Annotated in this window: 29 protein-coding genes; 6 read left to right on the top strand and 23 right to left on the bottom strand. The window is 74.1% G+C overall.

The features are described from left to right. Nucleotides 1-97: 97 nt before the first annotated feature. From NXY84_RS04535 to NXY84_RS04515, 5 genes are all read right to left on the bottom strand, one after another. Entirely contained in the window at nt 98-772 is a 675-nt protein-coding gene (locus NXY84_RS04535) for an anaerobic ribonucleoside-triphosphate reductase activating protein (RefSeq protein ID WP_258725973.1), read from the bottom strand. Then, the gene (locus tag NXY84_RS04530) at nt 769-2,583 is read right to left on the bottom strand and encodes a ribonucleoside triphosphate reductase (RefSeq protein ID WP_258725972.1); all 1,815 of its coding nucleotides are present in this window, start codon (nt 2,581-2,583) and stop codon (nt 769-771) included. Before NXY84_RS04530 ends, NXY84_RS04535 begins: the two co-directional genes overlap by 4 nt. Nucleotides 2,584-3,068: 485 nt before the next feature. Next, nucleotides 3,069-3,923 (bottom strand): biotin-dependent carboxyltransferase family protein, encoded by an 855-nt coding sequence (locus NXY84_RS04525; RefSeq protein ID WP_258725971.1) that lies wholly within the window; start codon nt 3,921-3,923, stop codon nt 3,069-3,071. Then, a complete protein-coding gene (locus tag NXY84_RS04520; RefSeq protein ID WP_258725970.1) occupies nt 3,920-4,837 on the bottom strand; it encodes a 5-oxoprolinase subunit B family protein in 918 nt (305 codons plus the stop codon). Before NXY84_RS04520 ends, NXY84_RS04525 begins: the two co-directional genes overlap by 4 nt. Next, nucleotides 4,834-5,601, bottom strand: a complete 768-nt coding sequence (locus NXY84_RS04515) for a LamB/YcsF family protein (RefSeq protein ID WP_258725969.1) — start codon at nt 5,599-5,601, stop codon at nt 4,834-4,836. Before NXY84_RS04515 ends, NXY84_RS04520 begins: the two co-directional genes overlap by 4 nt. A 295-nt stretch (nt 5,602-5,896) precedes the next feature. Between NXY84_RS04515 and NXY84_RS04510 the strand changes: the two genes are divergently transcribed. Continuing rightward, nucleotides 5,897-6,112 (top strand): hypothetical protein, encoded by a 216-nt coding sequence (locus tag NXY84_RS04510; RefSeq protein ID WP_258725968.1) that lies wholly within the window; start codon nt 5,897-5,899, stop codon nt 6,110-6,112. A gap of 99 nt (nt 6,113-6,211) precedes the next feature. Further along, nucleotides 6,212-8,890 carry a DEAD/DEAH box helicase gene (locus NXY84_RS04505; protein ID WP_258725967.1) on the top strand — a complete coding sequence of 893 codons (2,679 nt, stop codon included), beginning with the start codon at nt 6,212-6,214 and terminating at the stop codon, nt 8,888-8,890. A 235-nt stretch (nt 8,891-9,125) separates the two neighbouring features. On the opposite strand, the gene NXY84_RS04500 is transcribed toward NXY84_RS04505, so the two are convergent. From NXY84_RS04500 to NXY84_RS04490, 3 genes are all read right to left on the bottom strand, one after another. Then, on the bottom strand, nt 9,126-9,554 hold the full coding sequence (locus NXY84_RS04500) for an Rv3654c family TadE-like protein (protein ID WP_258725966.1): 429 nt from the start codon (nt 9,552-9,554) through the stop codon (nt 9,126-9,128). Nucleotides 9,555-9,589: 35 nt separating this feature from the next. Next, nucleotides 9,590-9,907 (bottom strand): TadE family type IV pilus minor pilin, encoded by a 318-nt coding sequence (locus NXY84_RS04495; RefSeq protein WP_258725965.1) that lies wholly within the window; start codon nt 9,905-9,907, stop codon nt 9,590-9,592. 290 nt (nt 9,908-10,197) lie between these two features. Further along, entirely contained in the window at nt 10,198-10,488 is a 291-nt protein-coding gene (locus tag NXY84_RS04490; protein WP_258725964.1) for a DUF4244 domain-containing protein, read from the bottom strand. Between the two features lie 488 nt (nt 10,489-10,976). On the opposite strand from NXY84_RS04490, the gene NXY84_RS04485 reads away from it, so the two are divergent. Next, a complete protein-coding gene (locus tag NXY84_RS04485; protein ID WP_258725963.1) occupies nt 10,977-12,002 on the top strand; it encodes a S66 peptidase family protein in 1,026 nt (341 codons plus the stop codon). Nucleotides 12,003-12,127: 125 nt separating this feature from the next. On the opposite strand, the gene NXY84_RS04480 is transcribed toward NXY84_RS04485, so the two are convergent. The 7 genes from NXY84_RS04480 to NXY84_RS04450 form a co-directional block, all read right to left on the bottom strand. Next, a complete protein-coding gene (locus NXY84_RS04480; protein WP_258725962.1) occupies nt 12,128-12,511 on the bottom strand; it encodes a hypothetical protein in 384 nt (127 codons plus the stop codon). A gap of 206 nt (nt 12,512-12,717) precedes the next feature. Continuing rightward, on the bottom strand, nt 12,718-13,311 hold the full coding sequence (locus NXY84_RS04475; protein WP_258725961.1) for a hypothetical protein: 594 nt from the start codon (nt 13,309-13,311) through the stop codon (nt 12,718-12,720). A 47-nt stretch (nt 13,312-13,358) separates the two neighbouring features. After that, nucleotides 13,359-13,850: a hypothetical protein gene (locus NXY84_RS04470; protein WP_258725960.1), complete on the bottom strand. Its 492-nt coding sequence runs from the start codon at nt 13,848-13,850 to the stop codon at nt 13,359-13,361. Nucleotides 13,851-14,000: 150 nt separating this feature from the next. Next, nucleotides 14,001-14,492: a hypothetical protein gene (locus NXY84_RS04465; RefSeq protein WP_258725959.1), complete on the bottom strand. Its 492-nt coding sequence runs from the start codon at nt 14,490-14,492 to the stop codon at nt 14,001-14,003. A 161-nt stretch (nt 14,493-14,653) separates the two neighbouring features. Beyond that, the gene (locus NXY84_RS04460; protein WP_258725958.1) at nt 14,654-14,926 is read right to left on the bottom strand and encodes a helix-turn-helix domain-containing protein; all 273 of its coding nucleotides are present in this window, start codon (nt 14,924-14,926) and stop codon (nt 14,654-14,656) included. Beyond that, the gene (locus NXY84_RS04455; protein WP_258725957.1) at nt 14,923-15,570 is read right to left on the bottom strand and encodes a hypothetical protein; all 648 of its coding nucleotides are present in this window, start codon (nt 15,568-15,570) and stop codon (nt 14,923-14,925) included. Before NXY84_RS04455 ends, NXY84_RS04460 begins: the two co-directional genes overlap by 4 nt. A gap of 285 nt (nt 15,571-15,855) precedes the next feature. Then, the gene (locus NXY84_RS04450; RefSeq protein WP_258725956.1) at nt 15,856-16,893 is read right to left on the bottom strand and encodes a hypothetical protein; all 1,038 of its coding nucleotides are present in this window, start codon (nt 16,891-16,893) and stop codon (nt 15,856-15,858) included. Nucleotides 16,894-16,958: 65 nt separating this feature from the next. On the opposite strand from NXY84_RS04450, the gene NXY84_RS04445 reads away from it, so the two are divergent. Then, on the top strand, nt 16,959-18,092 hold the full coding sequence (locus tag NXY84_RS04445; RefSeq protein ID WP_258725955.1) for a hypothetical protein: 1,134 nt from the start codon (nt 16,959-16,961) through the stop codon (nt 18,090-18,092). 44 nt (nt 18,093-18,136) lie between these two features. On the opposite strand, the gene NXY84_RS04440 is transcribed toward NXY84_RS04445, so the two are convergent. Continuing rightward, nucleotides 18,137-18,520, bottom strand: a complete 384-nt coding sequence (locus NXY84_RS04440; protein WP_258725954.1) for a hypothetical protein — start codon at nt 18,518-18,520, stop codon at nt 18,137-18,139. Between the two features lie 182 nt (nt 18,521-18,702). Here NXY84_RS04440 and NXY84_RS04435 point away from each other — a divergent pair, with 182 nt between their 5' ends. Continuing rightward, nucleotides 18,703-19,020, top strand: a complete 318-nt coding sequence (locus tag NXY84_RS04435) for a hypothetical protein (RefSeq protein WP_258725953.1) — start codon at nt 18,703-18,705, stop codon at nt 19,018-19,020. Nucleotides 19,021-19,053: 33 nt separating this feature from the next. Here the strand turns inward: NXY84_RS04435 and NXY84_RS04430 are convergent, their stop codons facing one another. Continuing rightward, nucleotides 19,054-19,287, bottom strand: coding sequence for a hypothetical protein (locus NXY84_RS04430; protein ID WP_258725952.1), 234 nt, complete (start codon nt 19,285-19,287; stop codon nt 19,054-19,056). A 174-nt stretch (nt 19,288-19,461) separates the two neighbouring features. On the opposite strand from NXY84_RS04430, the gene NXY84_RS04425 reads away from it, so the two are divergent. Then, nucleotides 19,462-20,169 carry a hypothetical protein gene (locus NXY84_RS04425; protein ID WP_258725951.1) on the top strand — a complete coding sequence of 236 codons (708 nt, stop codon included), beginning with the start codon at nt 19,462-19,464 and terminating at the stop codon, nt 20,167-20,169. Between the two features lie 49 nt (nt 20,170-20,218). On the opposite strand, the gene NXY84_RS04420 is transcribed toward NXY84_RS04425, so the two are convergent. The 6 genes from NXY84_RS04420 to ssd form a co-directional block, all read right to left on the bottom strand. Continuing rightward, a complete protein-coding gene (locus NXY84_RS04420) occupies nt 20,219-20,587 on the bottom strand; it encodes a DUF6188 family protein (protein WP_258725950.1) in 369 nt (122 codons plus the stop codon). Nucleotides 20,588-20,634: 47 nt separating this feature from the next. Beyond that, nucleotides 20,635-21,078, bottom strand: a complete 444-nt coding sequence (locus NXY84_RS04415; RefSeq protein ID WP_258725949.1) for a hypothetical protein — start codon at nt 21,076-21,078, stop codon at nt 20,635-20,637. 587 nt (nt 21,079-21,665) lie between these two features. Further along, on the bottom strand, nt 21,666-22,262 hold the full coding sequence (locus tag NXY84_RS04410; RefSeq protein WP_258725948.1) for a type II secretion system F family protein: 597 nt from the start codon (nt 22,260-22,262) through the stop codon (nt 21,666-21,668). Further along, nucleotides 22,259-22,819 carry a type II secretion system F family protein gene (locus NXY84_RS04405; RefSeq protein WP_258725947.1) on the bottom strand — a complete coding sequence of 187 codons (561 nt, stop codon included), beginning with the start codon at nt 22,817-22,819 and terminating at the stop codon, nt 22,259-22,261. Before NXY84_RS04405 ends, NXY84_RS04410 begins: the two co-directional genes overlap by 4 nt. A 146-nt stretch (nt 22,820-22,965) precedes the next feature. Beyond that, a complete protein-coding gene (locus NXY84_RS04400) occupies nt 22,966-24,300 on the bottom strand; it encodes a TadA family conjugal transfer-associated ATPase (RefSeq protein WP_396126369.1) in 1,335 nt (444 codons plus the stop codon). Beyond that, nucleotides 24,297-25,166 carry a septum site-determining protein Ssd gene (gene ssd / locus NXY84_RS04395; RefSeq protein WP_258725946.1) on the bottom strand — a complete coding sequence of 290 codons (870 nt, stop codon included), beginning with the start codon at nt 25,164-25,166 and terminating at the stop codon, nt 24,297-24,299. The genes NXY84_RS04400 and ssd overlap by 4 nt, the downstream gene beginning before the upstream one ends. Between the last annotated feature and the right edge of the window lie 220 nt (nt 25,167-25,386).

Below are 25,386 nucleotides of genomic sequence, written 5' to 3'. Positions count from 1 at the left end.
GCCTGCCACGTTCGGCCCGCGGGGTTCCCGCGCAGGTCGGCGGGACCCGACCCGGCGCCGGGGTGACGACCCGCAGCGCCGAGGCCGGGCACCTCGGTCAGCCGCGCGGCGACCCGGCGGCCGACCGCGTGCGGGCGTCTGCCAGCGCGCGCCGGTACGCCTCGGTGGTCCCGTCGGGCCTGACCTCCTGCAGGACGTGGTCGCGCACCCCGAGCCCGCGCAGCGTCGAGCCGAGGCGGGTGACGTCCTCGGGGCTCAGCACCGTCGGGTCGACCGTCGTGCGCACCTGCACGTCGACGCTCGCGTCGAGCACGAGGCGCAGCGACGCGAACGCCGCGTCCGCGCTCGGGCCGACGCGCGTGATCGCCCGGTAGAGCGAGGCGGGCGCCTTGATGTCGAGGCCCACCCAGTCGACGAGCGGCAGCACCTCCTCGAGCCGGCGGGGGTAGGCGCCCGAGGTGTGCAGCCCGACGAGGTAGCCGGCGTCGCGCACCTCGCGCATCGCCGCCCCGAGCGCGTGCTGGCGCGTCGGCTCGCCGCCCGAGAACACGACGCCGTCGAGCAGCCCGTGCCGTCGCGCGAGCAGGCCTCGCACCCGCGACCACGGGACGGTGCCCGGGGTGCGCGGGTCGATCAGCGACGGGTTGTGGCAGTACGTGCAGTCCCACGGGCAGCCCTGCAGGAACAGGGTCGCGACGAGCCGGCCCGGCCAGTCGCACGTCGAGAGCGCCGTCAGGCCGGCGATCTCCAGCGCGTCCGGTCCACCGCTCACGCGCGGACCGGCTCGAGGAACGGCGTGCGCTCGGCGTGCTCGCCCTTCTTCCCGATGTTGAACGAGCTCACGGGCCGGTGGTACCCCATGACGCGCGTCCACACCTCACACACGACCGGGTCGGCGCCCGGGCGCTCGTCGCCGCAGCGCTCGCACGTGGGGTGCTCGCCCGCGAGGTAGCCGTGGTTCGGGCAGATCGAGAACGTCGGCGTGATCGTGATGTACGGGAGGCGGTACGTCGACAGGGACCGGCGGACGAGCTCGCGGCACGCCTGCGCGGTGCTCAGCCGCTCGGACATGTACAGGTGCAGCACCGTGCCGCCCGTGTACTTGCGCTGAAGCTCCTCCTGGCGCTCGAGCGCCTCGAACGGGTCGTCGGTGAAGCCCACCGGGAGCTGCGAGGAGTTCGTGTAGTACGGGTTGGCCTCGGTGCCCGCCTGGAGGATGTCGGCGAACCGCTTGCGGTCCTCCTTGGCGAACCGGTACGTCGTGCCCTCGGCCGGCGTGGCCTCGAGGTTGTACAGGTGGCCCGTCGCCTCCTGGAACTCGACCATCCGGGCCCGGACGTGGTCGAGCAGCCGGACCGCGAGCGCGTGCCCGTCGGCCGTCGTGACGTCCTCCAGGTCCGACGTGACGTTGCGGACCATCTCGTTGACGCCGTTGACGCCGATCGTCGAGAAGTGGTTGTCGAGCGTGCCGAGGTAGCGCTTCGTGTACGGGAAGAGGCCCTCGTCGATGTACCTCTGGACGACCGTGCGCTTGACCTCGAGGGAGTCCCGGGCCAGGTCGAGCAGGCGGTCGAGCTCGCGGAGCAGGGCCGCCTCGTCGCCGCGGTGCAGGTAGCCGAGGCGCGCGCAGTTGACCGTCACGACGCCGAGGGAGCCCGTCTGCTCCGCGGAGCCGAACAGGCCGTTCCCGCGCTTGAGCAGCTCGCGCAGGTCGAGCTGGAGGCGGCAGCACATCGAGCGCACGTCGCCCGGCTTCATGTCGGAGCGGATGAAGTTCTGGAAGTACGGCAGCCCGTACTTCGCGGTCATCGCGAACAGCAGCTCGGCGTTCTCGGACTCCCACGGGAAGTCCTCGGTGATGTTGTACGTCGGGATCGGGAACGTGAAGACCCGGCCGCTCGCGTCCCCGTCGGTCATGACCTCGATGTACGCGCGGTTGATCAGGTCCATCTCGACCTGCAGGTCGCCGTACGTGAAGTCGACCGGCTCGTCCGCGACGAACGGCACCTGCTCGCGCAGGTCCTCGGGGCACGTCCAGTCGAACGTGAGGTTCGTGAACGGCGTCTGCGTGCCCCAGCGCGACGGCACGTTGAGGTTGTAGACGAGCTCCTGGATGCCCTGCTTGACCTGCGCGTACGTCAGCGAGTCGAGCCGGACGTAGGGCGCCATGTACGTGTCGAACGAGCTGAACGCCTGCGCGCCCGCCCACTCGTTCTGCATGGTGCCGAGGAAGTTCACGATCTGGCCGATCGCCGAGCTGAAGTGCCTCGGCGCGCGCGCCTCGACCTTGCCGGGCACGCCGTTGAGGCCCTCCTGCAGGAGCGTGCGCAGCGACCAGCCCGCGCAGTAGCCCGAGAACATGTCGAGGTCGTGGATGTGCAGGTCGCCCTCGCGGTGCGCCCGCCCGATCTCCGGGTCGTACACGTGGCTCAGCCAGTAGTTCGCCACGACCTTGCCCGCGGTGTTGAGGATCATCCCGCCGAGCGAGTAGCCCTGGTTGGCGTTGGCGTTGACGCGCCAGTCGCTGCGGTCGAGGTACTCGTCGATCGACGAGCCGACCTCGACGACGGGGTGGTGCTCCATGGGTTCCTCCGGGGGGCTGGGTGGACTGTGCGGGGTGGGCGGTGCGGGGTGGGCGGTGCGGGGTGGGCGGTGCGGGGGGGCGGTGCGCGGTGGCGGAGTCGTGTGTTCTCGGTGCCGCGCCGCACGCCCGATATGCCCCCACCAGATGTGGTGGTCATCGCGGCACCGGGCAACAAGATGTGGCATTTCTATGCCCGGGGCCCCGGCCGGCGCGGGGACCAAGGTCCTGTCTGTCGCGCGGGCAGGCAGCGGGCCTGCGCACCGACGTGGCAGGTCCACGGGACGGTCCGGCGTGTCGCTCCCGGCCCGTCTGCGCGCGGCGTCGACGACACCTCCGGGCAGCCGCCGCGCGGCGTCCGTGCGCGTCGGCGCTCGCCGCTTTGGCCGCCCACGCCGTTCGTTCGCCGGACCACACCCGGAGCAGCCGTCGACGGCCGCGCCTCCGACGGCTCGCGCCTCGGGCGGCCGCGGCCGGCCCGGCGCCGTCAGCGCTCGAGCACGAACCCCACGGGGTCGCCCGGACGCAGCTGCGCCGCCGCCGAGAGGCCGCGCGCGCGCACGACAGCGAGCACCGGGTACCCGCCGGTCACCGGGTGGTCGGGACCGAAGACCACCGGCTGCCCGTCGGGCGGGGCCTGCACCGCGCCCACGACGAGACCCTCCGAGGGCAGCTCGCCGCGGTCGGCACGCGGCAGCGGCGGGCCGGACAGCCGGAGCGCGACCCGGTCGCTCGACGGCGTCACGCGGTAGTCCCCGCGGGCGAGCACGTCGAGCGCGTCCGCCGCGAACCAGTCGAGCCGCGGCCCGGGCACCACGGGCAGGACCACGCGCTCCGGCCAGGACTCCGCCGTCGGCGCGGCGTCCGGCTCGGGGAACCCGCGCGTGTCCTGGCCGACGGGCAGCAGGTCGCCGGCGGCGAGCGGCGCCGGCCCGAGCCCCGAGAGCCGGTCGGCGGACCGCGACCCGAGCACGGCGGGGACGTCCACCCCGCCGCGCACCGCGACGTACGTCCGCAGCCCGTGCTCGGCGGCGCCCAACCGGAGCCGCGACCCCACCGGGAGCCGGAGCGCCGCACCGTGGCCGGCCGGCGCGTCGTCGACCCATGCCGGCCCCCGCGCACCCGTGAGCGCGACGACCGTCGTCTGCAGGGCGTGCAGCTCCAGGCCGCCGAGCAGCACCTCGAGGGCAGCCGCACCGGGGGCGTTGCCGACCAGCCGGTTGCCGAGCCGCAGCGCCGCCGGGTCGGCCGCGCCCGAGCGCCCGACGCCGACCGCCGCGAGGCCCGGCCGGCCCCCGTCCTCGACGAGGGTGAGGAGGCCCGGGACCAGCACCTCGATCACGGCCGGGCCCCCGAGGGCGCAGGAGCGCCCGGACCGGCGCTGTCGCCACCGGGATCGTCCGGACCGTCGCCGCCGCCGCCCGGAGCGCCCGGACCGACGACGTCGGCGCTCTGATCGTCCGGACCCGCGGCTCCGCCGCCCGAGGCGTCCAGGTCGACGAAACGCACGCGCGCACCGGGGACGAGCAGCGCCGGCTGGGCGCGCGCCGCGTCGAACAGCACGGCGGCGGACCGCCCGATCAGCCGCCACCCCCCGGGCGTCGGCGCGGGGTACACCGCGGTGAACTCCCCCGCGAGCGCCACCGACCCCGCCGGCACCCGCTCGCGCGGGCTCGACCGGCGCGGGACGTGCAGCGCCGGGTCGACGCCCGTCAGGTACGCGAAGCCCGGCATGAAGCCGCCGAAGGCGACGACGTGCTCGCGCCCGGTGTGGCGAGCGACGACCTCCGCCCGGGTCACGCCGGTCAGCGCGGCGACCTCGTCGAGATCCGGCCCGTCGTAGTGCACGCCCAGGCGGACGACACCCTCCGGCGAGGGGGCGTCCTGTGCCGGGCCTCCGCCCTGCACCGCCCGGCGCGCGGCCGCGCGCACGTGCTCCTCGACGTCACCGGCGGGCGTGCCCGCGGCGAACCGGACGAGCACCGTGCGGGCCGCCGCCCGGCGCGCGGCCGCGCGCACGTGCTCCTCGACGTCACCGGCGGGCGTGCCCGCGGCGAACCGGACGAGCACCGTGCGGGCCGCCGGGACGAGGTCCTCGGTCCCGGGCGGCGGGTCGGCACGCAGCGCGGCGTCGAGCGCGCGCACCTCGTCCAGGCCGGCGACGTCGACCAGGAACGCGCGTTCGCCGTACGGCTGGACGCGCACCCCACCGGGGGCGGGGTCCCTGGTGTCCGCGTGCGCGCCCGGGAGGCTCACGCGGTGAACGACCGGAGCTCGACGCCCGAGAGCTCGAGCCCCGCGTGCACCGAGCGCAGCAGCGCGAGGGCGCCCGGGGTGTCCGAGTGCACGCACAGCGACTCGGCGGCGACCTCGACGATCGTCCCGTCGACCGCCACGACGACGCCCTCGCGCACGAGCCGGACCGCGCGTGCGGCGGCGAGCGCCGGGTCGGCCACGACGGCGCCGGGCTGCGACCGGGGCACGAGCGTCCCCTGGGGGGTGTAGCCGCGGTCCGCGAACGCCTCGGCGACGACCCGGAGCCCCGCCTCGCGCGCGCACTCGAGCAGCCGGGAGCCCGGCAGGCACAGCACCGCGAGGCCCGGGTCGAACCGCGTGACGGCGTCGACCACCGCGCGGGCCTGCGCCTCGTCGTGCACCACGGTGTTGTACAGCGCGCCGTGCGGCTTGACGTAGGCGACGGCTCCCCCGGCCGACCGCGCGAGGGCCGCGAGCGCACCGAGCTGGTACGTCGTCTCGGCGCGGAGCACGTCGGCCGGCACGTCGAGGGCGCGGCGCCCGAACCCCACGAGGTCCCGGTACCCGACGTGCGCCCCGATCGCGACGCCCCGCTCGACGGCTCCCGCACACGTGGCGGCCATGATCTGCGGGTCGCCCGCGTGGAAGCCGCACGCGACGTTCGCGCTCGTGACGAGGTCGAGGAGCGCGGCGTCGAGCCCCGGCTCCCCGAGCCGCCACACGGCATACCCCTCGCCGAGGTCGCAGTTCAGGTCGATGTGCACGCGTCCATCCTGGCGCGCCGCGGGGTGGACGGGCCAGGGGGCGTCCTGCCTCGTCCCGGGCGGTGCTCGTGCCCGACGGGACGCCCGTGCCACGGCGCACGCCCCGCCGCTGCGGTCGGGCCGGTGGAGACCCTGCGGGAGTCGCTGGACCGGGCGACGCGCATCGTCGTGACGCGCGGCATCGAGTCGACCCACCCCGGTCACGCGGAGGCGGCGCCGGCGGAACGAGGTCGTCGCCCGCGTCGACGACCCCGCCGCCCTGGCGCAGCTCCCCGCTGCGCTGCACCTGGCCGACGTGCAGGACGACCGGACCTGCTCGATCTCCGGTCCGTGCCCGATCCTCGCGATCTACGCCGACGAGGAGCTGATGGGGACGGTCACGCTGGTCGGAGGCCCGTGGGTCGGCTCGCCGTGGTGGGCCTGGGACGTGCGGCTCCGTGAGCCGGAGCGGCTCGCCCGCAGGATGGACCAGCACGTCCCCGGCTCGGGACATGCCGCGCCCGAGCCGTGACCTGACGGCGGCGCTCCGCCGTCGCCCTCTGGTCCGGCGCACGTGACCCGCGCCGTGCGGCGCCCCGCCGACCGTCGCCGGACGGGCCCCGGTGCAAGGATGGCCGACGTGCTGGGATCCGACGGGCTGCTCGACGTGCTGCTCTCGGGCGGGCGCCGTGACGACCGTCTCACGCACGTCCGCCACCTGCCCGCGCGCGAGGGTGTCCGGGCGGACTGGCCGTCGTGGGCCGACCCGGACCTCGTCGCCGGGTACCGCGCGCTGGGCGTCGAGCGGCCGTGGCGCCACCAGGTCGAGGCCGCCGACGCCGCGTGGTCCGGCCGGCACACGGTGCTCGCGACGTCGACGGGCTCGGGCAAGTCGCTCGCGTTCTGGTTGCCGTCGCTGACGGCCGTCCGCTCCGACCGCGCGGCCGGGCTGCTCGACCCGGGGCGCATCGAGACGGTCACGCGGCGCGGCGCGGTGCTCTACCTGTGCCCGACGAAGGCGCTCGCGCACGACCAGCTCGGCGGCCTCGACCGCCTCGTCACGGCGGCCCGCACGCGTGACCTCCGGGTCGCCGCCTGCGACGGGGACACCGGCTTCGACGAGCGCCGCTGGGTGCAGGAGCACGCGGACGTCGTGCTGACGAACCCCGACTTCCTGCACTTCGCGCTGCTGCCGAACCACCGGCGCTGGTCCCGGCTGCTCGGGTCGCTGCGCCACGTCGTGGTCGACGAGTGCCACGCGTTCCGCGGGGTGTTCGGGGCGCACGTCGCCGCGATCCTGCGCCGGCTGCGACGGCTCGCGGTGCACTACGCACCGACACCCGCGGGTCGGCGCGCCGACGGACCCGTGCTCGCGAGTGCGGGCGGGCCGGTGTTCCTGCTGGCGTCCGCCACGACCGCCGACCCGGCGGCGAGCGCGGCCCGGCTGCTGGGCGTCGGGACGGACTCCATCGCGACCGTCACGGAGGACACCTCCCCCGCGGGGCGGAAGACGTTCGTGCTCTGGCAGCCGCCCGAGCTGCCCGGCACCAGCGGCCCGTGGGCCGACCTCGTCCCCGACGAGGACCCGTGGGCGACGCCGCTCCCGCACCCCGAGCCGGTCGACCCGGTGATCACCCACGACGCCGACCGGGACGTGGGGGGCGCCGACGCCGCCGCGGACCCCCGTTCCCTCGTCGCGGTCTCGCCCGTCGCGGGCCTCCCGACGCAGGACGTGGACCCGGGCGGTGCGGCGGCGCTCGCCCCGCACGAGGGGTCCGGCCCCCGCGGCACGGGAGAGAACGTCGTGACGGACCCCGCGGACCGGCCACGTCGGTCGGTCACCGCCGAGACGGCCGACCTGCTCGCAGACCTCACGGCGGCGGGGGCACGCACGCTCGCGTTCACGCGGTCCCGGCGCGCCGCGGAGTCCGTCGCGACCGTGACCCGGAACCACCTGAGCCAGATCGACGAGCGCCTCGCCGGCACGGTCGCGGCCTACCGAGGCGGTTACCTGCCCGAGGAGCGCCGCGCCCTCGAGGGCGCGATCCGCGACGGCCGGCTGCGGGCGCTGGCCACGACGAACGCGCTCGAGCTCGGCGTCGACATCACGGGTCTCGACGCGGTGCTCATCGCGGGGTGGCCGGGGACGCGCGTGTCGCTGTGGCAGCAGGCCGGCCGCGCGGGCCGGGCCGGCGCCGACGGCCTCGTGGCGCTGATCGCCCGTGAGGACCCGCTCGACACGTTCCTCGTGCACCACCCGGAGGCCGTGTTCGACACCCCGGTCGAGGCGACCGTCTTCGACCCCGCGAACCCGTACGTCCTCGCGCCGCACCTGTGCGCGGCGGCCGCCGAGCTGCCGCTGCGCGAGGACGAGCTCGCGCTGTTCGGGCCGGACACCCGCGGGCTCCTCGACGTCCTCGTCGAGCGGGGCGCGCTGCGGCGCCGGGCGGCCGGGTGGTTCTGGACGCACGCCGAGGCGGCAGCGCGGCTGACCGACCTGCGCGGGACCGGGGGCGACCCCGTGCGCGTCGTCGAGGCCGGCACGGGCCGGATGCTCGGCACGGTCGACGCCGCCGCCGCCGACGCGTCGGTGCATCCCGGAGCCGTGTACGTGCACCAGGGTGCGACGTTCGTGGTCTCCGAGCTGCACCTGGCCGACGCCGTCGCGCTCGTCGAGCGCCGCGACGTCGACTACGGGACGTGGTCCCGCTGGGCCACGACGACGGAGATCCGGTCCGTGCAGCGCGAACGCCGCTGGGGGCCGGTGACCTGGGGCTTCGGGGCGGTCGACGTCACGAGCCAGGTCCTCAGCTACCAGCGCAAGCGCATCCCGGACCTCCAGGTGCTCGGCACGGAGCTCCTCGAGCTGCCCGCGCGCACGCTCCAGACGACGGCCACGTGGTGGACCGCACCGGTCGAGGTGCTCGAGGCCGCGGGCGTGACCGTCGAGCTCGCACCGGGCGCCCTGCACGCCGCCGAGCACGCGTCGATCGGCCTCCTCCCGCTGCTCGCGACGTGCGACCGCTGGGACCTCGGCGGGGTGTCGACCGCGCTCCACGCAGACACCGGGATGGCGACGGTGTTCGTGCACGACGCGTACCCCGGCGGTGCGGGCTTCGCCGAGCGGGGGTACGCGCTGGGCGAGACGTGGCTGCGCGCCACCCGGGACGCCGTCGCGGCCTGCCGGTGCGTGCGGGGCTGCCCGGCGTGCGTCCAGTCGCCCAAGTGCGGCAACGCGAACAACCCCCTGGAGAAGGCCGCCGCGGTCCGGCTCCTCGACGCGGTCCTCGCCCACTCCGTGCCGGGCTGAGCCGCGCAGGGGCCGGGCCGAGCCGCACCAGGACCGGGCCGAGCACGCACGGCCCGCCCTTCCTCGTGCCGCCTTACCGTCATGGGTGCCTGCCCGTCCCTGCGCCGCCTGCACGTCCTGGGCGCGTGCCCGTCCTCGTGCCGCCTTCCCGGCATGGGTGCTGCCCGTCCCTGCGCCGCCTGCCCCGTCTCGAGCGCCCGCCCGTCGCCGCGCCGGGCCGGCGGCGACGGCTGCCTCACCCACGCGCCGACACCGGCCCGGCCCGCGCGCGCGCCGTCGCCGGCCCGGCGGCCGATGCCCGCACCGTGGTCACGACGACGACACCGGAGCCGGCGCCGCGACACGACGAGAGCCGCACGTCGTTCCGGCGGGCGGCCGCCTCCGCGACCTCGCAGGCCTCCGACACGTCGGTGCCACCGTGGTCGAGCAGGTGCTGCGCGGCCGCGAGCGCCGCGAGGTCAGCACCCGCCTGCGCGCGACCCCGCGCACCCTGCGCGCCGGCGAGCAGCGCGACGACCGCGAGGAGCACCCCCGCGACCGCCACGACGCCGAGCGTGAGCACCGTGCCCGAGCCGATCTCGTCGGAGCACCGGCGCCGCGCACCCCGGGCCTTCCCCGCAGTGTCGGCATCGGCACGGGCGCCGGCCGGGGTGTCGGTGCGCACCTGCGCCTCGACTGGCGCCCGCGTCCCCGGCGGCGTCACGGCTCGACCCGTGCGACCGCGCTCGCCCGCGCCACGAGCGGGCCCGTGCGCAGCCCGCTGCTCACGACCGCGTCGCTCACCGAGACGGTCACCCAGTCGCCGCCGCGGACGACGCTGACGTCCGCACCCGGCCCGGCGACCCGCGCGGCGGTGGCCCGCACACCGGACTCGTCCTCACCGATGGCGGCCGCACGTGCGCCGGCCCGTGCGGCGTCGGCGCACCGGAGCTGGGTGAGCGCCGACGCGGCGAGGACGAGGACCGCGACGAGGACCAGCACGACCGCGGGCAGCGCCACGGCCAGCTCGGCCGTCACGCTGCCGCGCTCGCGCGACTCTCCCCCGGGCGGGAGGCTCCCAGCGGGACGCGTCGCCACCGGCAACCTGCCGCTCCCCCGGTCGTCGACGACCTCCGGCGCGACGACGCCCGAGCGCCCCCGCGTGACGCCGCCCGTGCATCCCGGCGGGACACCGTCCGCTCGGGGCCGCGCGACGCCGCCCCGGCGGTCCCGTGCGGCACGGCCCCAGCGGACCTGCGCGGCACCACCCGAGCAGGTCGGCACGGCACCGCCCGAGCGGATCCGCGCGCCCTCGCCACGCCGCCCCGTCACACCGACAGCGCTCCGCGGATGAGGCCGAGGAGCAGCGCCTGCACCTCACCGCTGCGGAGCACGACCATCAGGAGACCCGCGAACCCCACGGCGGCGACCGTCGCGATCGCGTACTCCGCGGTGGCCATGCCGGCGTCCGACCCCACGACTGCCTGGCCCCGCACGACCGGCCCTCGGACGACGCGCGCGACCGTCCGCGTCCGTCCCGTCCCCGCGACGCCGTCGTCCGGCCTCGCCGAACCGTTGGTGCGGGACAGCGCCTGCGCCGACCCCTCGCGCTCGGGCACGGGAGCTGCGCAGCTCACACCGGAGCCGATGCCGGCGTCGGCAGGTCGGTGGGTGGCGTGCCGGTCGGCGTCGCCGCCGGCGCGGCGGGCCAGGGCCGCTCGCCGTGCACCGCGGGTCGTCGTGCGGGGCGCGGTCGGCGCGGGTCCTCGCCCGCCGGGGCGAGCGCGTCGAGCGGGGTGCAGATCGGCGGTGGTGCGCATGGCGGTCCTCCTTCTCGGGCGCCCTCGCGGCGCCTGGCGCAGACCACGTTCGCGTTCCCGCTCCGCACGCGGGCCGCCTCCGCCCGCCGCGGGCGACCGGGCGCTGCGCCGAGCGGGCTGAGGGTGCACCGCGCTCGAGTAGCGACTCGCCGGCGAGACCGCTCGCGCGGGCTCGGCCGCCGCACTTGAACGAAGGTTCAGATACATGCACGGGGGTCGAGCTTCCTGTGAAGCCGGTTCGAGCTCTGCCGAGGCGGAAAAGATCACGCGTGTCGTGGTGCGTTCGCGTGGATACTGCGCCGGTGACTGGATCTGCTCCGCCTGAGCTGCTTCGACCGCGTGCCCTGAGGCCGGGCGATCTCGTCGTCATCGCGGCGCTGTCCGGGCCGCTGGCAGCGGCGCACGAGCCCAACGTCGAGCGCACGGTGCTCGTGCTCCAGCGCATGGGTTTCCGCGTGCGTCGAGCGCCGCTTCTGGAGGTGGGCCGGAGCCGGTGGTGGAGCGCGGCCCGGCCTGCGGAGATAGCCGCTGAGCTCAACGGTCTGCTGCGTGATCCGGAGGTGCGCGCGATCGTCGCGAACGATGGCGGCCAGACGGTGTTCGGCTACCTCGACCTCATCGACGTCGAAGCCATCCGGGCCGACCCCAAGCCGATCCTGGGCTACAGCGACATCTCGCTGCTGCACCTGGCGCTCCACGCGCGCACGGGGCTGGTCGGGTTTCACGCCGACATGGCCACGCCGGGCTTCGGCGGGAACTGGCAGACCGTGTCACCGGTGCGACGGGGGGAGCTCGAGTCGCTGTACTTCCGGCTGCTCACCGGTACCGAGGCGATCGGTACGCTGCCGGCGAGCCCGTCGTGGGAGTGCTGGCGACCTGGACGTGCCGAGGGCCCGCTCATCGGCGGGGTGATCAACCGCATCGCCCTGGCGCAGGCCACGCGCTTCGCGGTGCCGCTGGAGCGGTTCGACGGCGCGGTGCTGTTCTGGGAGGAGCTGGGTGGCCTGTCCTCGTACGTGTGGAGCTATCTCCACGTGCTGCGTCACGCCGGCATCCTCGACCGGAGCTCCGGCATGGTCGTGGGCGTCCCGCGCGACATCGCCGGGCTCGAGGGTCCCGACGCGTCGCCGAGCCTGGCCGAGATCGTCCTCGACGTCCTCGGCGACCGTGACATCCCGGTCCTAGGAAACGTGGAGATCGGGCACGCCGGGCCGAACCTGCCGATGCCCGTCGGTGTACGGGCCGGCCTCGACGCGCAGCAGCAGACATTGACGCTGCTCGAACCGGCGGTACGGCAGCGGACAGGCGGGTAGCCGCCGCGCGGCTCGTGTGGCATCGCTACGACGGAACGTGCACCTGAACGATCGTTTGAGTGCATGTACGCGGTCGGGCTGCGCTGCGGCAGCCGGATGGCCGTGTCGTCGGGCCGTTCGGCTGCCTACGTGAGGGCGGCTGTGAGCTGGGCTGAGAATCGTCCGACCTGCGCTTCGGGGAGCTGGACGACGACCGTGTCCCAGGTCTCGTCCAGGAACACCAGGGGCCGGTCTCCGGCCCATACCCACACCCGCTCGGGGTTCGCCGCCAAGAGTTCGATGCCTGCCGCCACGCTGAACGGACCGACGAAGCACAGGCCGTGCCTGCCTGTCGCCTCGAGGCCGGTCTGCCGAGCAAGGTCTGCGTCTCTCGGCACGACTTCGACCCGCATGCGGTCCGCGCCCTCCGCTTCGGCCCAGCGCCAGACGAACGACAAGGCCAGGTCGATCCGTCGGTCCTGCTCGTCCTCGGCCAGCCCGACGAACGACTCTGGCAGATCCCGTTCCACGATCAGCAGGCTCGGCCCCTCATACCGTCGGACGCCCAACGCCGCGTGCACCAGGTAGCCACTCGTGGGGTACGGCCGTTCGACTGTCCCCACGCCAGTCTGCCTATCCCTTGCCCCGCGGGCCTCGACGCGAGAGGTCGACACCTGTACCTAAACGAACGTTTGTGTGCATGTACTCGAGCGTCGAGAGACCGGGCGTGGACTCGTCAGCGCTTTGGAGGCTCGCCGGCGACCAGGTGGAGCGCCTCCTCGTACCCACCGCCCATGTCCAGTCGGGTGATGGAGTCGAGGTCGATCATGGTGACCTTCCGTAGCCAGTTGGCCTCACCGTCGACCTCATGCAGAGCGAGCGTCGTGTCGTCGACCGAGCGGACCATGCCGATCCAGCACACGTCGGGCCGGGCGAACTCCTCGTGCACCGTGAGCAGCGGCGCCACCTTGGTGGCGGCGGTGATGGCCGCGACGGTGTGGTCGAGGTCGACGGGAGGGGCAACCGGTGGCCACTGCGACCGGAGCCGCAGGGCCCGCGTAGCGAAGGTGTTCGGGTCGGGGTAGATCTTCACGGCCTGGATGTCCTTGAGGCGCACGAGAGCCCAGCCGTCCAGGAGGATGCGGTCCGAGAGTTGGGCCAGGGCCACCCATCGTCGCCCAATGCCGACGACGAACCCTTCGACGGGATCTGCGTCGGGAATCCAGCGGCGGACGCGGACGCGCAACTGGTCCTGCTGGGCGCGCTCGAGTTTCGCCGTGACCGCCTTCTTGTCAATAGGCGGCTTCTTCGGCTTCGAGGACTTGGGCATGAGCACGATCATCCATGCCGGCACAGGGCTCGACGCCCATGCTCAACTCAGCGCTTCGCGGCGAGGCGGCTACGGGCGCGTCCTCGGACTCGTCGGGTGCGGCCGTGAACCTCGAGCAGCGCGAGCACGCCAAGGCTTGCAGTGTCGTCGACGAGTCGTCGTTGCAGCCAGTCCGACCAGCTGTCGACCGCGTCGCTCGACGCGGCGGCGTCCGGTGGCACGCAGGCCCGCAGGATCGCGAGGTCACCCGCCCGGGTCAGGACCTTGTCCCGATGCGACGCCGGCACCGCCTCGATCCAGGGCGCGGCCGCGTCCGGGTCGAGGCGTTCGAGCATCTCAAAGACCACACCGACCGCGATCGCGCCGTCCGGCTCGTTGGCCGTGGTGGCCAGAAGTTGGGGCTCGAGCCCCGGGCGGGCCAGCGCCTGCCGGTAGACGTCCCAGCGCTGGTGCTCGTCGCGCGCGTCGACGTCGACGTCGAGCATGCGTGCCAGCTCGGCGAAGCGGGCGCTGCCGGCAACACGGCGCTGACGTTCCACGTCGTCACTCTGCCGTAGACATCGGCCGATCGACGCCGGGCGCCAGGCCGTCGGATCGGGCCAAGGCTGTACTCAAACGATCGTTTGAGTACATGTCTCACGGCCGAGGGTGTTGCTCAGCGCCGGGAGCGGTCCGAGGGGCGCGTGGTGCTAGGGCTTCTCGTGTGGCCCCCCCGCGATCACGGTCCAGGTCTGCCCGAGGGTTGTCGTCCAGTCGCTTCGGCTGTGCGCCTGCGACCATGCGCTGAGGAGCTCGTCGCGGGTGTGCCCGGAAGTGCCCTGGCGCTCCGTGTAGCGAACGAGTGACCTCTGGGTGTGCCAGATGAGCGGGACGCTCTCCATGAGTTCAAGCGGCGCATTCGGGTGGGTTCCCGCCTTCTCGCGCAGGTCGTCGTTTGCGGCCGCGATCGCCTCAAGGACCGCTGCCGGCACCTCAGGGTTGAGGACCACCGCCCCCCGCACGCCCGGGTCGCTGTCGCGGGCAAGCAGCCACAGGCCTTCGAGCGGTACGCGGGGGTCCGCGGCAGCGTTGGCACGGTCTGTGGCGCTGCCCTCGCGCGCCAGGTACATCAGTTCGGCGGCGATGAGCGATGCATCAGAGTCAGACATGTCTCCTCCGAACTCGAGCAGGCGCGTGAACACTGCGCCCCCACGCGCGGCACCTTCGACCACATCCGGGTCTGCCTTAGACCGGAGGGCATCGCGTCGAGCCCGCTGGTGAACGCGTGGCACTCATCATCGGGTGAAGCGGGCACTTCGTCGGCAGCGCGACGGGTGTACTCAAACGAAGGTTCAGGTACATGTCACTCGTGAGGGGCGTCGGCACGCGGGTCCGGCTCGTGTGGTGCGGTCACGCTGAGCAGGTCGCCGGGTTGGCAGTCGAGGGCGTGGCAGATCGCCGTGAGTGTCGAGAAGCGGACGGCGCGGGCCCGGTCGTTCTTGAGCACCGAGAGGTTGGCCACGGTTACGCCCGTCCGGTGTGCGAGCTCGACCAGCGTCGTCCCTCGGGCGTCGAGCAGGGCGCCCAGGTGGGACCGGACCTCGTGACCGGCCGAGTCGTCGGGCTCTGAGCTCACACGAGGCCGTCGGTGTCTGCGGCGAGCTGGCGGCCGTGCCAGGTCGCGAACGCCAGCACGGCGAGTGCGACGACGAACCCGACCGGCCAGTAGTCGGGCCGGAAGACCGGCTGCCACGCTCCCGCCTCAGCGGCGACGCCCGGTACCACGGTGCCCGCGACGGCGACCGGCAGGAGCGCGGCGGCTCCCCATCCCACGAGTGCGACGGCCGCGGCGAGGGCGAGCCGCGGTGCGTTGCGCGGAGCGAAGGGGTCTCGCGACGCGGTGCTCCGCAGGACCGGGACGAGGATCAGCACCGCGGCTCCGGCGGCGATCGCCGATGCCCAGACGTCGGCGCGGGCGAGGATGCGCGTGGGCGCCGAGACGTCTTCATAGACGGACAGCATGAGAGGGCCCTGCCGGGTGATGCTCACCGGCGCGCGCCCGGGCAGACCGGTGCCGTTGACCACGGCCGACACGTTGTCGGGCACGTCGGCCTGCGCTTTGCTGACGACCGGGACTGCCACGCCCGAGCCGGCTCCCGCGGCGCCGGCGCCGATCGCTGCTGCGATGCCGGCGAGGATCCCGAGCAGCCCAATCACGGTCGCCGCGCCGACGAGGAGCGCGACCCCCGCGCGCCGGGTAGGTGCTGTGGGTGCTTCCACTACTCGCATCGCGCGGCTCCATCTCGATAGTCGATACGCGTGCTGTGCATATCGAATTCGATGTGACGACTTGAGGTATCGCGGCCACCGATCCCCGAGCCCGGGCCCGTGGCGGTCCGGTCAGGTGCACTTGGAAGATCGTTTGAGTGCATGCACTCCCGGGAACTTCGTAGTTCGGCGACGATCGGGGCGCTTACCTCGGCTGCGCGAGCACTGTGCCAGCCAGCCGGTATGAGCGGATCCGAAGAGCCGCGAAGATGTCCGCGTGCATCTGCGACTGATCGGCTACTGGCGCAACGACCAGCACCCCGAGTACCCGGACCCGCGGGAGTTGGTCGACGAGGGCTGGGACGAGGACGACCGCGGCTGTACCGCCTCGATGAGTGGCGCCTGCTGACCAGCGTGACCAGGGCGCCACCAAGCCGACCGCGCTCCCGTGGCTTCCACCACCACGGACGCCGAGCCGTCCTCGCCGTCCTCGTCGACAACTCTGCGGGATCGGAGCGCGCCGTCGGCGGTGAGCCAGACCAGCTCGTCGAGCCCAATCTCGCCGGAAGGGCGCGCGAGGACCGCGTCGACGTCGGGGTCGAGGTCGGGCCAGACCCAGACCACGCACCGCGGCCTCAGCATCGGGCGCGGCGCACCGAGGGTGATCCGGTGCCAACGCCGCCAGGCCGCGGTCTCCTCGAGCAGCACCGCTCCCTCGACAGCGAGGAGGGCCTCGACCTCAGCCCAGAACTCCGCGTCGATCGGCCGGCTGATTCTCGGATAACTGTCGTCGAGCCACTCGCTGAGCACGAAGTCACACTTAGTGGCGAAGATCCCAGCCGCATGGGTCGCGGCCACCGCGCCCGGACAGGGCGTCGCGGTCCCGACGAACATGTACATGTCCCAGTCGATGTGCACGAGCATCTGGTCAGCCTCGAGCGTGCAGTAGTGCGTGCCACCCCGGAACTTGTCCTGCACCAGAGCTTGAGCACCCGCGATGTCCAGGACCGCGCCGTCGACGTAGCCGGCGAGGTCGGCGCCGAACAGCCGCGCGAGGACGTCGTCCGCGGCCAGGGGTGTCTCGTCGGGGTTCGCGTCCCCGAGGTACCGCGGACCCCGAACGATGAGGTGGGTCACCTCGAGCTCCCGGGCGAACGCCGCAAGGGCAGTCAGATACGCAGCCTCGAGCGGCCCCTCATCGGTGTCGCTGTCCAACGGACCGACGTAGGCACCGTTCTCGTAGTCACGCGGGTCGTACTGCGCCACCTGGTATGCGTACGGCAGCACCACAAGCCCCCCAACCCTCGACGAGACCGCATCGTCCCACCAGTACATGCACTCAATCGTCCGTTTGAAATCACCCGTCGGGCGTCCGTGCGGTGGGTGCGAGACTGCGACCCATGGAGACCTGGGCGGCACCGGACTCGCTGCAGGGTCTGCTCCAGCGCGGGCGGGGCCGCGGGTACAGCCTCGCGCTGAATGCGCCCGACGCACGCGAGCACGTCCTCGCGTGCATCGCGCACGACCCACGATGGTGGCCACAGATCGAGCAGCGCGGGGAGTACCTCGCCCGTCTCGTCGTCGAGCTCGAGATCCCGGTCGCGGAGCTTCCGATCGACCCCCACGACGCCGACCTGCTCTCTGGGATCGGGTTCCCGGTACTCGTCGAAATGTCCCGGCTCGGGGACACCTCCGCCGCGGCGATCCTGCATCAGCACCTGTCGAGCACGACCGGGGACGACTGGACGTGGGCGGTCGACCAAGTCTGGGCGCACGCCGGCGCCGCTGCACGCGACGGCCTGCGCGAGCTCATTCTCAGCCGCCTCCACGACGACGAGCTCGCCGCCGCGGTGACCCACGCCCCTGACGGGCCTTGGCAGGCTTGGAGCGACGAGCCGCTGGTCGCCTACGCCCTGTCCCGCGCGCCGGTCCCACAACTCCCGCACCGCCCGGACTTCACCGACGTCACACGAAGCGAGCTCCTGTCCGCGGCCGACACCGCCCGAGGACAGCGCGGTCGCGGCGCGGCGCTGCGCGAGCTGGCTGCTCGTGGAGACCTCGCCCTGCTCGACCTCGCCGAACTCGAAGCCCAGCTCGGCCGCGGCGACAGCGCGCTCACGACCGCGCTGCTCCGGCTCGGGCCCGTAACCCTGCCTCGAGCACGCTCCTGGGTCACCGACGCAGATCCCTGGCTGCAGGCTGTCGGCCGCGACGTGGTCGCCGCCCACGGCGACCAGTCCGACGCACCCGCCATCCTCGAGTGGTTCGACGCCGCCGTGGACACCGGCGAGTGGTGCGACACCGAAGACCTCGCCGCTGGCCTCGCGCGCCTCGAGCACCAGCCCGCCCTTCCCTCGCTCCACCGCGCCTGGGCACTCACTCCGCACTCCACGGCCCGGCTCGACTACCTACGCGCGCTCATCGACCTCGACTCCCCCGAGCTGACCGAGCACCTCACCGACGCCACCGACGACTGCGAAGACGACGTCCGAGACCTCGCGCACGACACCTGTCACACGCTCAGACGCACCTAAACGACCGTTTGAGTGCGGTGTACTCGGGGCTTGGGGGTAGACGGCTACGTCGACGACGCGAGCTCGCCGACGAAGGCCACGTCGTGGCCAGCGCCGGCCGGGCACAGCCAGGTCCCTTCACAAGCGTCCAGCACGACGTCGTGGTGCCGGCACACCGGCCACTCGCGCCCGAGCACCCGCAGTATCTCGGTGGCCTCAGCCGTCACCGCATCGAAGGCATCAGCGGCACGGTGCGCCTCGTCATCTGGTGCGCCCTGCATCTCGCACCACTCCGCGGGATCGAGCAGCGACGTCTCAGACACGTGGCCGTCGCTGATCGTGATGGTGAGGTCGTCTTCGGCGCGGCACGACCACGAGGAACCGAGCGTGGCGCGGAGGTCGACATCCACAAGCGCAGCCGCCTCGCGGATCGCGACCAAGTCGTCCATGGCACAACGCTACGGCGCTGGCTACGTCCAGCTCTGCGCCATCGGTGCACCTAAACGAACGTTTGAGTACATGTCTCATGCGGACGAGACGGGTGATCGGTCGCGCGTGGACGTGGCAGCTGCCTCTCCCTGAGGCGGTGTGCCTCGCGTGAGCGGCCAGATCGCATCGGCACACTGGCGCGATGGGCGACAAGACCGTGGTCTCCCTACCTGTCCTCCGGCACGTCGTGGGACTGCTCTTCGACGAGCTCGAGAAGCGGCACGGCGGGCGGGTGGAGCTAGGCGCTGACTTCTACTACGTCCTCTCCACGGAGGCGGTGTACAGCCCGGGTGACACTCCTGACGGTCAGGAGTGCACGCTCGGGAGCCTCGTCGACGACGTAGCGACGGTCCGCGAGATCGCCGCGCGGCTACCAGACGAGCACATGGTGGTGCTCTGGCACGACCTCGCCCACGTCAATGGGATCCTCCAGCGGCTCGCGGCCCTCGACCGTCCGTGAGTAGACGCCTCCTGTGAGGCGCCCGTGGGCTACTCAGGTTGGCCAGATCGTCCGACCGTTGACCTTCAGATCGGAGGCGGTCACGACGACTCCATCCACCGACATCCACAACACTTCGCCAACCGGGCCCGGCGACAGTGCGAACTCGATGAGCACATCCGGGCCGTCGGCGACCTCGACGGTCAGTGGATCGCCCGGCTCCAGCGACGGGCTGTCGCCATACGGCTCGACGTTCACGACTCGGACTTGTCGGTCGTCATTCGTCACGCGCACTCTCAGCACACCTGGAGCGTCCCAGACCGGTGCCCGTAACGGCGGCGACCCGCTCAGGTGCCACCTAAGCCGACGGGAACGCGCTCACGCGGATGCACTAAAACGATCGTTTGAGTACACCCGCCACGCTGCCGACGAAGTGCCTGGCGTCACCCGATGATGAGTGCCATGCGCGTCCACGAGGGAGAGCTCTACGCGATCCCGTCCGGTACCTACCGGCCGACCTGGGGCCTGGTGGCGCGAGCAGCACGGCGGGGCGCGATGTTCACGCTGGTGCTACTCCCCTCCTCCGAGAGAACCCCAGGGGCACCGCTGGTGCTTCCGGATCCGAACGCAGCACTGGGAGCGGTCCGGTGCCACACCGGCACCCTGTCCACGTCCGGGTGGCAGCCGGTCACGCCCAGCCCAGCGTTCGACCGGGAGACATGGGCGGTCAACCGCTGGCGCTGGCGCGACGACGCCGGCCGGTGGGCGTTCGTGACCTATGCCGACGATGACCCCACCGAGCTGATCGACCTCCGCTATGACGACGAGGCCGCGTCCAGCGCCCTGCCGCTGGACGCCGGAACCCTCCCCGCCCTGCACGTGAACGCCCTCTGCAGACGATTAGTCACCGAGCGCGTGCGCAGCGAGCTCGTGGAAACTCTGTGGCGAGTGGATCCTCGAGGCCTGCGCGCGTGGCGCGTCGAGATGCCCGACGGGTACGACCGCTGGGTCGACACCGTGCTCGAGCTACCCGGTCCGAGCACTGCGCACGACATCAGCAGCGTCCTGCACACGCGCTTCGGCGGATCCGACGTCGACCTCTCACTCCTCGACCACGTCGCAGACCGCGCCCACCACCTACTCACGTCCTGGGCCCCTCCCGGCGCCTGACACCCCCTCGGCCGTGAGACATGCACTCGAACGTTCGTTTGAGTACATGTCAGGCGGGACCTACGAGCACCGAGGGCACGCCCGTGCCGGAGAGCTCCCATGCTTCGTAGTTCCCCGTGGGCGTAAGCGACAACGCGATCGCGTCGCCCAACTGGAGGTCCAGCGCGCCGCCGTCTGCCGCGGATGCCGCGGAGATCGTCTGGTGCAGCAGCCGGCAGGTCGGTCCCAGAGTCGTGGGGTCGTCCGGGTCGACGAGGTGCGCTTCTGGTCCGAGCGTCAGCTCGAACGCCTCCTCGAGGATCAGGGTGGCGCTGACTCGTTGCCCTTCGCTTGCATCGTCGACGAGGAGCAGCGCCACCTGGTGGTCGAGCATCAGCCGCGACACGGGGCACCCGACGAGCGCTTCCAGAGCGATCACCCCGCCACTCACCCAAGACGCGGAAGCGTCGATGCCACCCGACCCGCTTAGAGCACCGGGGCGAGGTCGACGCGCACCGCGTCCGCCCCGTCGTCGATCACGGCGCCCACCTCGACCGAGACGGTCACAAGATTCGAATGGTGAGCGGGCACGACGATCTCGTCATTCGCGTCCCCGACAGAAAGGCGCCGGGACGGCACACGCAGCACACCGGTGTAGAGCACCGCACGAGTCGGGTTGTCGGGCTGCGACTCCGCGAGCAGCCGAATCGTCACCTCGGCCTGCGCGAGGACGAGCATGTCGTCCTCGTCGTACTCGTCCGTGGCCGTGGCGTGACGCACCAGCACGACCATCCCGGTCTCGGTCGCGGACACGGGCTGCTCCGAATCGACGTCAGGGACGTCCCCGTGCTCCGGATCATCGTCGACCAGGACGACGATCCCCCAGCCGAACGCCCGGCGAACGGTGACACTCATCAATGGCTGCTGCATGTGGCTCCTCACGAAGCCATCCGAACACGCGCCCGCAGCCGCATCGACGAGACGCGCGCGCGCGGGGCGACGACAACAGGTGTCGGTCCCCGCTGACGCGCGCTCGTCCCCCTCGACGGCGCGACGCCGCGCCCCGGGCTACGGACTCCGGCTGCGAACGGCGGGCTCAGGGCACCGGACTCCGGACAGTGGACAGTGGGCTCGGGACAGCGGGCAGCGAGCTGCGAGCTCCGGGCAGCGGGCAGCGGCCCCTTGGGCCGGACACAGCGACGCCCGGTCCACCCCCTGGACCGGGCGCCGCCTTCACGGGCGTGCTCACGGGTCAGGACCCGGTGCTCCGCCCAGCTTCGTGGTGCCCGTTCGGGCCGGGTGACGGGTCGACCGCGGGTCGGCCACCGGCGGTGAGCGCCAGGTGACGCGGGCGCGGGCTGCGCGAGCGGCCGGCGCCGATCGAGGGCGTGCTCGCGACGAGCAGGGTTCCCACGGGGTCACCTCCCTCGGGTGGTCGCGACGATGCGACAGCCGCAGGTTATGCAATAGCCCCGGACGCGGCAACGTCTGGCTCGCGTGCGCGGCCGGGAGGGGCCTCAGCCCAGGAGGCCTCCGGCGAGGGACACGACGACCGGGACGAGCCCGAGGAGCACGAAGGACGGCAGGAGGCACAGCCCGAGCGGGAGCACGAGCCTCACTCCGAGCCGGCCGGCCGCCTCGCGCGCGGTGCGTCGCCGGTCGCGGTTCACCTCGTCCGCCGCGGCGCGCAACCGTGGCCCCGGCGCCGCACCGGACGACCACGAGTCCGCCAGGCACTCGGCGACCGGAGCGAACCGGGACGGCACGGCCGACCACGCCGCTGGCCAGCCCGCACCGAGGACGAGGGCACGAGCGGCGGCCGTGAGCGCCGCTCCGTCGTCACCTCCCACGGCGTCCCCGACCGCCTGGACGGCGCGCGGCAGCGCCGCCCCGGACGCCACGGCGACCTCGAGGAGGTCGAGGACGAGCACGACGTCGACGCCGCCCCCGACGTCGAGCACGTCCCCTTCGGACGGGTCGACCCGTCTGCTCCGGCCGACGCGACCGCACCGCCGGCCGACCCCCGCGAGCCGCGCCGAGCGCCCGGCGCTCCAGGGCACCCGTGCGAGCCCGACGAGGAGAGCGACGACGAGCGCCACGGCCGCGGCGCTCACCGGTCACCCGGCGTCTGGGCGGCCAGGACGAGCCGTCGCGTCCACACGTGCCCGGCTCCGAGCAGCACCGCTCCCGCGAGCGCGGACGTCGCGCCGAGCCCGCCGTCGAGGAGGACGCCGAGCGGGTCCGCCCCGAGGGCCGCCCCGAGCACGACGCCGAGGACGGGCAGCCACCGCAGCACCGTGGCGGTCGACCGGGGACCGGCCAGCGCGGCACGGCGGTCCGCGTCGAGCTCCTCGTCGCTCTCGAGCGTCCGGGCGACCCGGTCGAGCACGGGGCCGAGCGGCGTCCCGAGCTCGGCCGCGAGCCTGCCCGCGGCCACGACGGCCCGCGCGCGACGCACGTGCTGCTCGCGCAGGCCACGCCCGGTCCGGTGCTGCGACAAGCCTGCGGGGAGGAGGTCCGCGAGCGCCGGTACGCCGTGCGGTCCCACGACGATCCCGGTCACGGTCAGCCACGCGTGGGCCGGGGAGCTGCCCGCCCGCAGCGCCGACGCGACGCCCGTCACGGCGGCGGCGAGCTCCCCCGCCGCGAACAGGCCGGGTCGCGGCAGCACGCCACCCGTCGAGCCGTCGTCCGCGCCACGGCGCCCCCGCCTCGGCCGACGCCCGGCCGGCTCACCGAGCCGTGCTGCCGTCCGCCCGCGTGGACCCGTCGCCGCCAGGACGGCGAGCGCGACCAGGAGCCCGGCCCCCACGCTGCTCACGGTGCGCCGAGCCCGAGCCGCTCGGCGAGCACGGGCCACCCCGGTCCCCGCACCGCGACGCCGCCGGCGACGTCGACCGCGACGTCGACGCGCAGCTCGCCGTCGCCGTCCCGTCGCACCACACCGACCTGCGCGAGGTGGCGCAGCGGTCCCGTGCGGCGCACGTGGAGCACCGCGTCGAGCGCGCTCGCGGCCTGCGCGGCGACGGACGCGCGCGACATCCCCGCGAGGGAGGCGAGCGCCTCGAGCCGGGCCGGCACGTCCGACGCCGTGTTGGCGTGGACGGTCGCGCAGCCGCCGTCGTGCCCGGTGTTGAGCGCGGTCAGGACCTCGCGGACCTCGGCGCCGCGGCACTCGCCGAGCACGATCCGGTCGGGCCGCATGCGCAGGGCCTGCCGGACGAGGTCCGCGAGGTCCACGCCGCCCGCCCCGTCGACGTTGGCGTGCCGCGCGAGGAGATGGACGACGTGCGGGTGCGCCGGCGCGAGCTCGCCGGACTCCTCGATGCACACGATCCGCTCGTGCGCGGGGACGAGCGAGAGCAGCGCCGCGAGCAGCGTCGTCTTGCCGGTGCCCGTCGACCCCGACACGAGGAAGCTCGCGCGCGCGTCGACGAGGGCGCGCAGGACGGGCGCGAGCGCGGGCGCGACGCTCCCGGACGCGACGAGCTCGGGCAGCGTGAACGCGCGCCGCCGCAGGACCCGCAGCGACAGCAGCGTGCAGCCGCCGGCGACAGGCGGCAGGACGGCGTGGAGTCGGGTGCCGTCGGGCAGGCGCGCGTCGACCGTCGGGCTGGCGTCGTCGAGGCGCTGGCCGCCGACGGCCGCGAGCCGGACCGCGAGCTCCCGGACGGTCTGGGGGCTGCCGAGCTCGAGGGGCGTGCGCTCGAGCCGCCCGCACCGTTCGACCCACACCTCGTCGGGCGCGTTCACGAGGACGTCGGTGACGTCCGGGTCGTCGAGGTACTGCTGGAGCGGGCCGGCGCCGAGCACCTCGGCCCGCACGGCCCGCTCGAGATCGACGAGCGCGCGGCTGCCGAGCAGCGTGCCCGACGCGCGCAGCGCCGCGGCGATCTCGCCCGCGTCGGGCGCTGCACCGCGCCGCGCGAGCCGGTCCCGCACGTCGTCGAGCAGCGCACGGTCGACGGACGGCACCGGCCGCCCTCGCCGCGCCGGCCCGACGAGCTCCCCGGACCGTGCCGCGTCGTCGAGCTCACCGGGCGGGCCTGCCCACCCCGCGCCGACCGACTCCGCCGAGCGCCCCGCGCCGACCGGCTGCAGCCGCAGTCCCCCGCGCTCCTCGTCCGCCGCGGAGCCGGTGGGCGGCCTCACAGGTCCTCCGCCAGCCGAGCGACCGCGCGCAGCAACGGCCCGCGCCGCAACCCCGGGCCGGCCGGCCCCCCGCCCCGCTCGCACGCCGCAGCGACCGCCCGGTCGGCGGCCATCGACACGCCGAGCGGGAGGTCGACCACGTGGGCGAGCTCAAGCGCGCTGAGACCGCCGGGAGCGGGGCCGCGGACGACGAGACGCACGTCCTCGACGGCCTCCACGAGCGCAGGACGCAGGGCGAGCGCGCCCGCGACGGCCCGCAGGTCGCGCGGGACGACCACGAGCACGACCCCGCACAGCGCGAGCACGTCGGACCGTTCGGCGACGTCCGCCCGGTCGAGGTCGACGACGACGTGGTCGACCTCGGACGCCAGGGCGCCGAGCACGTCGTCCACGGCTGCCGCCGGCGGTGGGCCCGGACGCGCCCGGTCGGCGCTCAGCACCGTGCACCCGCCCCAGCTCGGCAGCAGCGCGAGGAGCTCGACGCCGGCGATCTCCCCGCGCGCACCGACGAGGTCGGGCCAGCGCAGACCGTCGGCGCCCTCGAGCCCGACGAGCACGTCCACGCCACCGCCCGTGCGCTCGAGATCGACGAGCGCCGCCGACCCGCGCCGGGCGAGGCGGTGCGCGAGCGCGGCCGCGAACGTCGAGGCGCCGGCGCCGCCGCGCGCCCCGACGACGCCCACGACGCCACGCCCGGGGCGCGCTCGCCGCGCCGCTCCGCGCGTCGACGCGACCGCTCGGGAACCGGGTCCCCCGGGGACGCCCGGCGCCGCGTCGACCTCCCCGGGCCGCGGCCACCCGCCCGGCGCACGCCGGGCGGCGACGTCCGACCTCGCGTCGAGCACCTCCGAGCTGCGAGCGAACACCCCGACCTCCTCCGCCTCGGCGGCAGGTCCGACGACCCGCTCGCGACCGCCGATGCTGCACGCGTCTCGGGCTGCGCGCGGCGCGTGCCCTGCACTCGCTCGCCCTGCCGGCAGCGGCGCGGGGCTGGGGGTGGCCGGCGGCGCGCCGGGTGGCTCCGGTCGGCGCGGTGCACCCGTCCCGGAGGCCCGGCAAAGCGTCGGCCGCTCCCGCTAGGCTCAC

It is taken from the genome of Cellulomonas sp. NS3 (assembly GCF_024757985.1).
In the GTDB taxonomy this organism is placed as follows: Bacteria; Actinomycetota; Actinomycetes; order Actinomycetales; family Cellulomonadaceae; genus Cellulomonas_A.
The sequence above is the reverse complement of the archived record's forward strand: the minus strand, read 5'-3'. Positions and strand labels throughout refer to the sequence as shown.

Bases quoted from the DNA above. Each gene is read 5' to 3' on its own strand.
- NXY84_RS04530 (WP_258725972.1), bottom strand. From the start codon at position 2,583: ATGGAGCACCACCCCGTCGTCGAGGTCGGCTCGTCGATCGACGAGTAC.
- NXY84_RS04505 (WP_258725967.1), top strand. From the start codon at position 6,212: ATGGCCGACGTGCTGGGATCCGACGGGCTGCTCGACGTGCTGCTCTCG.
- NXY84_RS04475 (WP_258725961.1), bottom strand. From the start codon at position 13,311: ATGCCCAAGTCCTCGAAGCCGAAGAAGCCGCCTATTGACAAGAAGGCG.
- NXY84_RS04450 (WP_258725956.1), bottom strand. From the start codon at position 16,893: ATGTACTGGTGGGACGATGCGGTCTCGTCGAGGGTTGGGGGGCTTGTG.
- NXY84_RS04445 (WP_258725955.1), top strand. From the start codon at position 16,959: ATGGAGACCTGGGCGGCACCGGACTCGCTGCAGGGTCTGCTCCAGCGC.
- NXY84_RS04440 (WP_258725954.1), bottom strand. From the start codon at position 18,520: ATGGACGACTTGGTCGCGATCCGCGAGGCGGCTGCGCTTGTGGATGTC.
- NXY84_RS04435 (WP_258725953.1), top strand. From the start codon at position 18,703: ATGGGCGACAAGACCGTGGTCTCCCTACCTGTCCTCCGGCACGTCGTG.
- NXY84_RS04425 (WP_258725951.1), top strand. From the start codon at position 19,462: ATGCGCGTCCACGAGGGAGAGCTCTACGCGATCCCGTCCGGTACCTAC.
- NXY84_RS04415 (WP_258725949.1), bottom strand. From the start codon at position 21,078: ATGCAGCAGCCATTGATGAGTGTCACCGTTCGCCGGGCGTTCGGCTGG.